Source organism: Acidovorax sp. AC410 (assembly GCF_979253235.1).
Genome location: NZ_CEEDCG010000001.1, coordinates 2,116,298 through 2,128,090, shown reverse-complemented (window position 1 = coordinate 2,128,090; position 11,793 = coordinate 2,116,298). Strand labels below are relative to the sequence as shown.

Genomic DNA, 11,793 nt, shown 5'->3' with positions numbered 1-11,793 from the left:
CATCCCCTCGTGACCATGACCACCACCCTCGACGCCACCCACGACACCCGGCTGCGCAGCTGGGTCGCCTCCGCCAACACGGCGGGCTGCGACTTTCCCATCCAGAACCTGCCCTTCGGCCGCTACCGCAAGGCGGGCAGCAGCGAGGCGCTGCGCATCGGCGCGGCCATCGGCGACCAGATCCTGGACCTGCAGGCCGTGGGCCTCGCCGCCTCGAACGACATGAACGCGCTGATGGCTGCCACGCCAGCCGCGCGCCAGGCCCTGCGCCAACAGCTGTCCGAGGGCCTGCGCGAAGGCAGCAGCCAGCAGGCCGCCTGGTCCCGGGCGCTGTCGCCCCAGAGCGAGGCCGAAATGGCCGTACCCTGCCAGATCGGCGACTACACCGACTTCTACACCAGCGTGCACCACGCCACCACGGTGGGCAAGCAGTTCCGCCCCGACAACCCGCTGCTGCCCAACTACAAGTGGGTGCCCATCGGCTACCACGGCCGCGCCTCGTCCATCGGCATCAGCGGCCAGCGCGTCAAGCGCCCGCAAGGCCAGACCAAGGCGCCCGAGGCCGCCGCACCGGTGCTCGGCCCCTGCAAGCGGCTGGACTACGAGCTGGAGCTGGGCTGGTTCATCGGCCAGGGCAACGCCCAGGGCGAGCCCATCGCCATCGGCCAGGCGGAGCAGCACCTGTTCGGCGTCGCCCTGTTCAACGACTGGAGCGCGCGCGACATCCAGGGCTGGGAGTACCAGCCGCTCGGCCCCTTCCTGTCGAAGAACTTCGCCAGCACGCTCTCTCCCTGGGTCGTGACCATGGAGGCGCTGGCACCGTTCCGCGCGCCGTTCGAGCGTGACGCGGCGGACCCGCAGCCCCTGCCCTACCTCGACTCGCCCGGCAACCGCGCCCAGGGAGCCTTCACCATCGCGCTGGAGGTGCTGCTGCAGACCGCCCGCATGCGCGAAGCCGGCGAGCCCCCTGTGCGCCTGGCCCTGACCAACACCCAGCGCGCCGCGTACTGGACGCCCGCGCAGCTGGTGGCGCACCACACGGTGAACGGCTGCAACCTGCAGCCGGGCGACCTGATGGGATCGGGCACGCTCTCGGGCCCCGAGGCCAGCGAAGCCGGCTCGCTGCTGGAGCTGACCGGCGGCGGCAAGCAACCCGTCACGCTGCCGAATGGCGAGCAGCGCAGCTTCCTCGAAGACGGGGACACGCTGATCCTCAAAGGCTGGTGCGAGCGCGAAGGCGCGGTGCGCATCGGGCTCGGTGAGGTGAGTGGGACCATCGTGGGCTGAGGGACGGACGCGCGAGGCAAGCCGTTGCAACTGCTTGGGCTTGCTTTGCTTCTTTAGCGGTCGGATTCCAGTGATCTAGACGGAGGGTCTCCTCCTTTGTTGTGAGGGTCCTGTTCCGGCCAGAGCGCATATCCCAGTGATCTATACTGCATCACCGCCCCCAGCACCCCTACCCCACCGTTCCGGTCAGAGCGCATATCCCAGTGATCTAGACTAACGAGGCCTAACCCCTTCCCCGCCCCCTTGTTCCGGTCAGAGCGCATATCCCAGTGATCTAGACTTGTGTGGTGCATGTCTTGCTCCAATGAGGTGTTCCGGTCAGAGCGCATATCCCAGTGATCTAGACTCAGTCGCGCGCAACAGCGTCATGACCTTGAGTTCCGGTCAGAGCGCATATCCCAGTGATCTAGACTGCTATGTGCAGTGCTGGGGCGAAGGCGCCGGTTCCGGTCAGAGCGCATATCCCAGTGATCTAGACTTGGGTGACGATGTGGCCAAGCCCGCGCAGGGTTCCGGTCAGAGCGCATATCCCAGTGATCTAGACTCATCGTGCTGCAGTGGTCCAACGGCGCCGCGTTCCGGTCAGAGCGCATATCCCAGTGATCTAGACTGAGGCAGAGGGCCGAAGCGATGTGGAGCTTGTTCCGGTCAGAGCGCATATCCCAGTGATCTAGACTCAGCGGGCGCTGGTGCTGGCGCGCGGCCGAGTTCCGGTCAGAGCGCATATCCCAGTGATCTAGACTCTGGGGGATGGCCTCGACCATGGCGCCGCTGTTCCGGTCAGAGCGCATATCCCAGTGATCTAGACTCCGCCCTGTCCGCCCCTGCCTGCGCTGGCTGTTCCGGTCAGAGCGCATATCCCAGTGATCTAGACTGCCGGCGAGCAGGGGCACGAAGCGGCGGTGTTCCGGTCAGAGCGCATATCCCAGTGATCTAGACTACCAGCGCATGATCTGGCGGGGGCTGCGGGGTTCCGGTCAGAGCGCATATCCCAGTGATCTAGACTAAACGCCGGCCGCGCAGGGTTGACGGTGTAGTTCCGGTCAGAGCGCATATCCCAGTGATCTAGACTGCCCCAGCGGGTCGTAAACAGGGTCTTGCTGTTCCGGTCAGAGCGCATATCCCAGTGATCTAGACTATGCAGGCGCGAGGAAGTTGGCCAGGTCCAGTTCCGGTCAGAGCGCATATCCCAGTGATCTAGACTTGACGATCCGACCAGCCAGGCGCCAATCCGGTTCCGGTCAGAGCGCATATCCCAGTGATCTAGACTCATCTGGTCAGAATGCTGGACGGCGAGGCAGTTCCGGTCAGAGCGCATATCCCAGTGATCTAGACTCGCGGGTGATTGCGAGGCGAGTAGCTGCCAGTTCCGGTCAGAGCGCATATCCCAGTGATCTAGACTTCAGACACCATCGTAGACGCCCTCCCGATGGTTCCGGTCAGAGCGCATATCCCAGTGATCTAGACTTATGCCCTACTACAACGACGACACCATTGCGTTCCGGTCAGAGCGCATATCCCAGTGATCTAGACTGCCCAGATTGCCCGGGTGTTCGAAAACGTAGTTCCGGTCAGAGCGCATATCCCAGTGATCTAGACTAACGCTTCGATGAATTCGGCAACGTTCATGGTTCCGGTCAGAGCGCATATCCCAGTGATCTAGACTGGGCCGCGCGGATATGCACAGCTTGCGCGCGTTCCGGTCAGAGCGCATATCCCAGTGATCTAGACTATGGCGAAGGTGAAACCGTCGATTGGGGCCGTTCCGGTCAGAGCGCATATCCCAGTGATCTAGACTCAAGGGGCGTCGCGTCGTCACGAACATTGAGTTCCGGTCAGAGCGCATATCCCAGTGATCTAGACTTCCACCAATGGTCAAGGCGGCACACTGCAGTTCCGGTCAGAGCGCATATCCCAGTGATCTAGACTACGACGAGTACGCTGCCGCTTCTGGCCTGGGTTCCGGTCAGAGCGCATATCCCAGTGATCTAGACTTCGATAACGTCGCCGCAGTTGTCGCACGTGTTCCGGTCAGAGCGCATATCCCAGTGATCTAGACTGGCGGCGGCGCTGCTCTTTCAACACCTCCAGTTCCGGTCAGAGCGCATATCCCAGTGATCTAGACTAACTGTCGGAACACGTGGCGCTGCATATGGGTTCCGGTCAGAGCGCATATCCCAGTGATCTAGACTCATGTTGACCACGGTGTTAATGACCATGGGTTCCGGTCAGAGCGCATATCCCAGTGATCTAGACTGCATAACCTCAAGTCGATCCGAGAGCGCCTGTTCCGGTCAGAGCGCATATCCCAGTGATCTAGACTCCCTCGGATGGCTTCCCCTGGCCATCCCTGGTTCCGGTCAGAGCGCATATCCCAGTGATCTAGACTCGCACTGGTCGCTGCCCGTCCACCCTGCCTGTTCCGGTCAGAGCGCATATCCCAGTGATCTAGACTGGAGTGCTGCTGCTGCGTGAGGCAAGCGCCGTTCCGGTCAGAGCGCATATCCCAGTGATCTAGACTCTCTGGAAGAGCAGCCCGCACCGATCGCCAGTTCCGGTCAGAGCGCATATCCCAGTGATCTAGACTTTACGGCCACGTCATAGGGGACGGGCATCGGTTCCGGTCAGAGCGCATATCCCAGTGATCTAGACTCATCGACGAAGCCTGGCGCTTCTTCGGTACGTTCCGGTCAGAGCGCATATCCCAGTGATCTAGACTCTTCTCGCGCTTCAGCTTCAGGTTGGCCAGGTTCCGGTCAGAGCGCATATCCCAGTGATCTAGACTAAACCCGGTGGTCGGTACCCCTTCGCTTGAGTTCCGGTCAGAGCGCATATCCCAGTGATCTAGACTGGCGCCGTGCTGGTGCTGCGGACAACGCCAGTTCCGGTCAGAGCGCATATCCCAGTGATCTAGACTCCTGGGGCAGCCACTGAGTGAGCAGATACCGTTCCGGTCAGAGCGCATATCCCAGTGATCTAGACTCTGATCGCGGTAACCCCTTGATTCATCAAGAGGTTTTCCGCTTTCAGAGGACTAGAAATCCGCGCCATGGTTCAGAAGAGGTCGAATTGGTCGGGCGCTTTTTGCGCCGGTTGTTTCGTGCGCCCGCGATAGGTGATTGCGCGCTCGTATTGTTTGTCGGTGAACTGGAAGATATGCACTTTGCCGCCCGGAGGCAAGGCGCGCTCCACCGCGCGGCACAAGGTGTCCACCTGGGTCTGGCTGGTGCAAAACCGCATGTAGACACTGAACTGGCTCATTTCGCAGCCCAGGTCGAGCAGCGTGTTGCGAAACTGCGTGGCAGCCTTGCGCTCCGCTTTCTCCACCACCGGCAAATCGAACATCACCACCATCCACATAAGTCGGTACCCGGACAACATGGTGCGGCTGGCAGCGCACGTCAGTCGGGCTCGAAACTGCCCGCCAGCGAAAGGGGCAGACCAGGCAAGGGCAAGTCCAGCCTGACACGCTCTCCCAGGTAGACCTGGGCAAGCGATGTGGCCAGGCGCTGCATGCACACCATCACCGGGGTCACGCCCACCGCCGTCTGCATGTCGTCGTACAGCACGCGCACCAGGGCGCGCTTGGTGTCGGGCGTGACATGGGCTTCGCCTGCCTTGTGCAGTTGCCAAGCCTTGAGGTCCACCACCGGGCGAAACGGCTCCATCAAGTCGTCTACCAGACGCATCGCATTGGCATCGTTGCTGTGGTGCAAGCCAATGCTGGGGTGCAAGCCAGCAGCCACCACGGCACGGGCCGTGGCCGACCGCAGAATGGTGTAGCCGTAGTTCAACAAGGCGTTCAATCCGTCGCCGTCCTGGTCGCGCCGAAAGTCCGCGCCAAACAAAAGGCCCCAATAGCGCCGCGCACCCTGCGCTTCTATGTTCTCGGGATCACCGCTTTTGACCTTGCCCACCAGCGCCAGCAAAGGTATCGTTGGAGCAGCAGCGGCCTCCAGGGCCGCAGCCTGTTGCTCCAGCTTGGACTTGACCACCGCCGCCCATAGGCGTTTTTGCATCGGCAAACCTGCGGCAATCTGCGCCTCGATGCGCTTGGCCTGCACATGGTGGCCGTCGAGTGAGAGCAGCATGCCCACGGCGTTGTGGTTGGCGCCGCAAAGTACAAAGGGCGCGCCCCGCTCCGCCAGTGCCACCAGCAGGTTGTTGGTGTAGCTCAGGCCATGGGCATTGGCGATCACCGCCGCGATGTCGTCCAATGGCACCTGGCCGAGTTCCTTGCGCTCGCCTTCGGTGTCCTTCACCACCATGAAGCCCCGGTTCACAAAGAGGTGCCGCCTATCGTCTTCGATTTCGACAATGCGGCCGATCATGGTGCTCAGCCCTTGAAACCTCGGTCAGACAGCTCGCCAACGGGAGAAATGGTGACTTGGCGGGCCTCGGCCTTCTGCATGGAGCCAGCGTATTTGGACGTGTACCCAAATGCATCCTGCTTGTCACTGTTTCGGGCGTCCACATTGGCCTCGTGCACAGAAGCCATGAACACTTGCCCATTGTTTCCATTCACTTTGACGATCCGCATCGTCTTGGCAACTCCCTCCGCCTTCAATCGAACACTGTCTCCAATGACCAGGCGCATCACCAATGGCCGTCCGTTCTGTCCTACCGATGGATTGCGCAACTGTGTCCAACTTGATGCCCGCACAATGCGATAGGCATCGAAGGTCGAAATCACGTCGCCCTCCCACTTGCCCTTGTCGTTCACCGTGATTTCGATGCAGTAATTGCTGCCACCCACATAGCCCTTGTAAGGCAGTGGCCGCCCATCGGCATCCACGCCATGGCGTGCTGGCTGGCCTGGTTCTGCAATACGGATCAGGTTGGTGACCTCGCGGCCCGCACTGCCATCGGCCTTGCGCCGCTGCTTGATGCGGCCGTCCTTTCGGATGCCATAGGAAGTCTCTTCCATCATGGCGCCCTCGAAGCCATGGTCAGGCCGGTGGCTGACCCAGATGTGGCGCACAGCCCGCTCCACATGGTCACGGTAAGTGGGCCAGGGCAGGGGCATGTCTTCCACCAAGCGCGGAAGGTAACCTTCGCGCGCCTGGGCGCTGGCGCTGGCAAAGCGCTGCATCAGGCCTTGGTCCGTCACGCCGATCACGCAGGCGTCCACGGCATGGTGGCGATGGTCGTTGCGGTTTTTCTCGCCGTTCAGGCCCAGCACGTCGTTCAGCCCGAACTTGGCGCGCAGCATGGCCGTCATCTGGCCCGGTATCACCCGAACGCCTTGGGGGCATACCAGGCGCAGGTAGTTGGCGGCAACGCGCGAAAGGTAGCGGGTGTCATTCAGCGCGCGGGCCAGAAAGTCCTTGTCCTCGCCCAGCCAGCGCTCGTAGCCGTCGGGGGCAAAGCGGTAGCGCTTGCGTAGCGGCATGCGCTCGGCCCGCTGCAAGATGCCGTCGTAGTCCCATCCCTGTGCCTCAAAGTCGGCGCGCGCATTCCATGGCGTGCGGTTGCGCTTGACGCGGTTGGCCTGGCGCATGGCCACGGTCCGGTTGTTCAGGCTGTCGTCAAGCGTCTGGGAGAACGGCAGAATGTGTTCGATCTCCACCTGCTCGCTGAGCAGCATGGAAGCGCTGATCTGCAGGCCACTGTAGGGGCAGTGGCGGTCGGCCACGTCAAAGCTGAGTTCTTCCCACAGGATCCACTTCTGGATATCGCTGCCACGCACGCGCTCCAGACTGATGCCCAGCGTTTCCGCAATGCGCTCGCGGATGCGGGTGTTGCGCCGCTGGTTGTCGGCCTGCTTGCGCTGGGCGTCCTGCTTCTGTTCGCGGCTTTGCTTGAGGTCGCGCGCCAATTCGACAACCACCTCGGTAGGCCGGCCATACTTGCGAATGAGCGCATTGACCACCGTGCGTACCTGGTTGAGGCCAATATGCACGGTCGGGTTGGCAATCTTGCCGTAGCGCTTTTCGTCGGGGTCTTCGGGCTTGCCGCTGCCAAAGGCCACATGGCGCTGCAAGGCCTTGCCGTAGTACGGCAGTTGCTTGAAAGCAAACAGCGGCTGGATCTCGCCCGTGGCCGCAATGGTGCGTTCGCCCACCGGGTCCACATCGCCGGTGCCATGGTCAAAGTCAAATCCCAGGTCGCTGTGGTGCGCGAACCCCGCAGCCTGCACGGCCTTGTCATAAGTCACCACATCACGCTGTAGCTCGGGCACGATGCGCGCAAGCGCCTTGCGGCTCAGGCTGCCGTAGCCTTCGGGAAGGGCCGTGTTGGCAATCGCCTCGGCACGCGCTTCGTCTACGCCCGTGTGCTGCTGCAACCAGGCGATCAAGGCACCCTCGCCTTCTTCGCTCACCAGTTGCCAGACGATCTCGTCCTGCAGCGCAGTGTTAAAACCCGCCCAGGCTGCGCCAAACAGCTCTTTACGGCCCAACGCGGCACTGGCGGCGTTGCCCTTGAGTTCGGTGCGCTTTTCGTCTTCAAGGTTGAATTGCACCGTGCCCGAGAGCTTGAGCAGCTTGCGCATCTGCTCAAAGCCCAGCTTGGCGCGGCCCTCCAGAGCCGCCACCACCGCATCGCGCTGCGCCAGCGTCAACGGTAGCTCGCGCAGCGAGTCGTCCAGCAGGCGCAGGTGGTTGACCTCTTGCAGGATGCGAAAGCGCTGCGTGCTGGGCAAGGCCAAAGGGGCTCGCTCTTCGTCGGGCAACAAGGTACACCGGCCTGGTTTTACTGGGCGCAGCTTGCGCTGGAACAGCAGCGTATCCTTCAAATCGACCCGCGCGGCCTCGGTGAACAGGACTGGCTGAAAGACAGACTGCGCAGCCCAGAGTGCATCGAACTCCTGGGCAATCATGGCGCGGTCCACATACAGGTCGTAGCTCTTGTCGATGCGCTTCTTGCCCTCGTCCGTGGTGAAAGGGGTTTCGCGGTAGCGCGCCCGCACGCCCTGGCCCTTCACCCCTGCGGGCCTTTGCTGCATGCGGGCCCGCCAGAACCATTCGCCCACCGTCGCACAGCCACTGGCCGTGATCTGCTCACGCAGTTGGCCAATCGCCTTCTTGAGCGCGCTACTGTCATTGTCCTTGCGGTCGGTCTTGCGGTTGCTCTGGAAGCCCCGCCGCTGGTTGATATGGAACAGCGCTCGCGCAAACTCGCCGGGGGTCAGTGCCTCGTGCAAGCCCTTGGCGCGCAACTGGAAGGGATTGAGTTGCTCCAGTGCCTTGCGATCTGCTGCATCGGCCGGAAAGAAGCCATGGCGCAGCAACTGGTCCAGCATGCGGGCCTTGCGCTTGAGCAAGCGGTCACGGCGGCGGCGCATGGCGCGGGCGGCGCGGCGCGTCACGGCTAATGAAGCGCCATCTTTGGGATTGCGGCCATCGCTGAAGATGCGAACTCCCGCCTTGACAATGGCAGTGGGTTGCCCGCTGGGCGCCAGTCGAAAGATAGCCCATCCCAATGAGGTGGATCCCAGATCCAGGGCAAGTCGGTACGGCAAAGACGCAGGCATTTGTCCCTCTCGGTGTTTTTGCCATTTGTAACCCAAGCCGCTACAATTACCTCCACATATTTCACTGGGATATGCGCTCTGGACGCTAACAAGCTGAAAGATGCACCAAATGGAAAGCCCCGCATGCGGGGCTTTCGTCTTTCTGGGGCTGGCAAGAACCCGCTACAAGTTAGGCGCCAGCAAGCGCGCCAGCACAGCCTCGTCCATGCCCCGCCGCTGGGCCATGTCGTGCAGCTGGTCTTCACCGATCTTGCCGACGCTGAAGTACGTGCTCTCGGGGTGGCCCAGGTAGAAGCCGCTCACGCTGGCGGCCGGCATCATGGCCAGGCTTTCGGTCAGGGTCATGCCCACCTCCTCGCACTGCAGCACGCGGAACAACTCGCTCTTGGCGCTGTGGTCGGGGCAGGCAGGGTAGCCGGGCGCGGGGCGGATGCCGGCGTACTTCTCGCCAATCATCTCGTCGTTGGTCAGTTGCTCGCCTGCGGCATAGCCCCACAGGTCGGTGCGCACGCGCTGGTGCAGGCACTCGGCAAATGCCTCGGCCAGGCGGTCGGCCAGGCTCTTGAACAGGATCGCGGAATAGTCGTCGAGCGCGTCGATGAAGGCCTTTTCCTTCTTCTCGATGCCCAGGCCCGCCGTCACGGCGAACATGCCCGCATAGTCGGCGACGCCGCTCGATTTGGGCGCAACAAAGTCGGCCAGGCAGCGGCTGGGGCGGGTCACGCCGTCGATGACGTGCTTTTCGGTCTGCTGGCGCATGCCGTACCAGGTCATGGCGACCTCGGTGCGGGTTTCGTCGGTGTAGAACTCGATGTCGTCGTCATTCACGCTGTTGGCCGGGTACAGGCCCATCACGCCGCTGGCGGTGAGCCAGCGGCCCTCGATGATCTTTTTCAGCATGGCCTGCGCATCGGCGAACACGCGCGTGGCCTCCACGCCCACCACCTCGTCGGTCAGGATGGCGGGATAGGGGCCGGCCAGGTCCCAGGTCTGGAAGAACGGGCCCCAGTCGATGTAGCGCGCGAGCTCGGCCAGGTCGAAGTTCTTGAACACGCGCCGGCCCAGTGCGCGCGGCACGGTGGGCTGGTATGCGGCCCAGTCCACAGGCGTCCTGTTGGCGCGGACCTTGGCCAGCGACCACAGCGGGGTCTGCTTCTTGTTGGCGTGCTGGGTGCGCACCTTGTCGTAGTCGGCGTTGAGCTCCTGCACATAGTTGTCCACGCCGTCGCCCAGCAGGCTCTGGGCCACGCTCACGCTGCGCGAGGCGTCGGGCACGTAGACGACAGGGCCTTCGTAGTGCGGCGCGATCTTCACGGCGGTGTGTACGCGGCTGGTGGTGGCACCGCCGATGAGCAGGGGGATCTTCTTGATGCGGAAGTGCTCGTCCTTCTGCATCTCACCGGCCACGTACTGCATCTCTTCGAGGCTGGGCGTGATCAGGCCCGACAGGCCCACGATGTCGGCCCCCTCGACCTTGGCGCGCGCCAGGATCTCGTGGCAGGGCACCATCACGCCCATGTTCACCACCTCGAAGTTGTTGCACTGGAGCACGACGGTGACGATGTTCTTGCCGATGTCATGCACATCGCCCTTGACGGTGGCGATGATGATCTTGCCCTTGCTGCGCACGTCGCGCCCGGCCAGCTCGTCCAGGCGCTTTTCTTCCTCGATGTAAGGGATGAGGTGGGCCACGGCGGACTTCATCACGCGCGCGCTTTTCACCACCTGGGGCAGAAACATCTTGCCGGCGCCGAACAGGTCGCCCACGACGTTCATGCCGTCCATCAGCGGGCCTTCGATCACGTGCAGCGGGCGCCCGCCCTTGGCGACGATGGCCTGGTAGGCCTCTTCGGTGTCTTCGACGATGAAGTCGGTGATGCCATGCACCAGCGCGTGCGACAGGCGCTCGCCCACGGTGCGCGGGGCCTCGGGCGTGCCGCGCCATTCAAGGCGCTTGCTCTCGTCCTTGGCGCCGCTCTTGGCGGTCTCGGCCACCTCGACCAGGCGCTCGCCGGCATCGGGGCGGCGGTTGAGCACCACGTCCTCGACGCGCTCGCGCAGCGTGGGCTCCAGGTCGTCGTACACGCCGACCATGCCGGCGTTGACGATGCCCATGTCCATGCCGGCCTTGATGGCGTGGTACAGGAACACGGTGTGGATGGCTTCGCGCACCGGGTCGTTGCCGCGGAAGCTGAAGCTCACGTTGGAGACGCCGCCCGAGACCTTGGCGCCGGGCAGGTTCTGCTTGATCCAGCGCACGGCCTCGATGAAGTCGACCGCGTAGTTGTTGTGCTCTTCGATGCCGGTGGCCACCGCGAAGATGTTGGGGTCGAAGATGATGTCCTCGGGCGGAAAGCCCACCTCGTCGACCAGCACCCGGTAGGCGCGCTCGCAGATCTCGATCTTGCGCTCGAAGGTGTCGGCCTGACCCTGCTCGTCGAAGGCCATGACCACGGCGGCGGCACCGTAGCGGCGCACGAGGCGAGCCTCGTGCTTGAACTTGTCGACACCCTCCTTCATGGAGATGGAGTTCACGATGCCCTTGCCCTGCACGCAGCGCAGGCCGGCCTCGATCACCTCCCATTTGGAGCTGTCCACCATGATGGGCACGCGCGCGATGTCGGGCTCGGAGGCGATGAGCTGCAGAAAGCGCACCATGGCGGCCTTGCTGTCGAGCATGGCCTCGTCCATGTTGATGTCGATGACCTGGGCGCCGTTTTCCACCTGCTGGCGGGCCACGGCCAGGGCCTCCTCGTACTGCCCGTTGAGGATCATGCGGGCGAAGGCCTTGGAGCCGGTGACGTTGGTGCGCTCACCGATGTTGACGAACAGCGTGCCCTCGCCAATGGAGACGGGCTCCAGGCCGGACAGCTTCAGGGGGGGCATGGGAAGGGCGGACATCAGACTCACCTGCGCAATCGGTTCAGTAACGTAGGTGAGCGTCGTTGCGGGGTGGTCGGCCCCGAGCCTGACGAACGGCCGGCATCTGTGTGCCTGGGCGATCCGCTGCAACGCTCCTCGGGGGAGGCATG

At 63.1% G+C, this 11,793-nt stretch carries 5 protein-coding genes, 1 CRISPR repeat array and 1 riboswitch; of the genes, 1 reads left to right on the top strand and 4 read right to left on the bottom strand.

Going from position 1 to position 11,793, the window contains the following annotated elements:
* Nucleotides 1-15: 15 nt before the first annotated feature.
* Nucleotides 16-1,287 (top strand): fumarylacetoacetase, encoded by a 1,272-nt coding sequence (fahA, locus tag AC0IZS_RS09850; protein WP_471635472.1) that lies wholly within the window; start codon nucleotides 16-18, stop codon nucleotides 1,285-1,287.
* Between the two features lie 112 nt (nucleotides 1,288-1,399).
* Nucleotides 1,400-4,270: direct repeats of the CRISPR family, unit length 36 nt; unit sequence GTTCCGGTCAGAGCGCATATCCCAGTGATCTAGACT.
* Between the two features lie 71 nt (nucleotides 4,271-4,341).
* Here fahA and cas2 read toward each other — a convergent pair.
* The 4 genes from cas2 to metH form a co-directional block, all read right to left on the bottom strand.
* Complete coding sequence (gene cas2 / locus AC0IZS_RS09845; RefSeq protein WP_366145936.1) at nucleotides 4,342-4,668, bottom strand: CRISPR-associated endonuclease Cas2; 327 nt, start codon at nucleotides 4,666-4,668, stop codon at nucleotides 4,342-4,344.
* 20 nt (nucleotides 4,669-4,688) lie between these two features.
* Nucleotides 4,689-5,618 (bottom strand): type II CRISPR-associated endonuclease Cas1, encoded by a 930-nt coding sequence (gene cas1 / locus AC0IZS_RS09840; RefSeq protein ID WP_471635471.1) that lies wholly within the window; start codon nucleotides 5,616-5,618, stop codon nucleotides 4,689-4,691.
* A gap of 5 nt (nucleotides 5,619-5,623) precedes the next feature.
* Nucleotides 5,624-8,761 carry a type II CRISPR RNA-guided endonuclease Cas9 gene (cas9, locus tag AC0IZS_RS09835; protein ID WP_471635470.1) on the bottom strand — a complete coding sequence of 1,046 codons (3,138 nt, stop codon included), beginning with the start codon at nucleotides 8,759-8,761 and terminating at the stop codon, nucleotides 5,624-5,626.
* Between the two features lie 162 nt (nucleotides 8,762-8,923).
* Complete coding sequence (gene metH, locus AC0IZS_RS09830; RefSeq protein WP_471635469.1) at nucleotides 8,924-11,662, bottom strand: methionine synthase; 2,739 nt, start codon at nucleotides 11,660-11,662, stop codon at nucleotides 8,924-8,926.
* A gap of 29 nt (nucleotides 11,663-11,691) precedes the next feature.
* Nucleotides 11,692-11,787: riboswitch (S-adenosyl-L-homocysteine riboswitch) on the bottom strand.
* Nucleotides 11,788-11,793 lie beyond the last annotated feature (6 nt).

Coding starts and splice junctions, on each gene's coding strand:
- fahA (WP_471635472.1), top strand. CDS start 16: ATGACCACCACCCTCGACGCCACCCACGACACCCGGCTGCGCAGCTGG.
- cas2 (WP_366145936.1), bottom strand. CDS start 4,668: ATGTTGTCCGGGTACCGACTTATGTGGATGGTGGTGATGTTCGATTTG.
- cas1 (WP_471635471.1), bottom strand. CDS start 5,618: ATGATCGGCCGCATTGTCGAAATCGAAGACGATAGGCGGCACCTCTTT.
- cas9 (WP_471635470.1), bottom strand. CDS start 8,761: ATGCCTGCGTCTTTGCCGTACCGACTTGCCCTGGATCTGGGATCCACC.
- metH (WP_471635469.1), bottom strand. CDS start 11,662: ATGTCCGCCCTTCCCATGCCCCCCCTGAAGCTGTCCGGCCTGGAGCCC.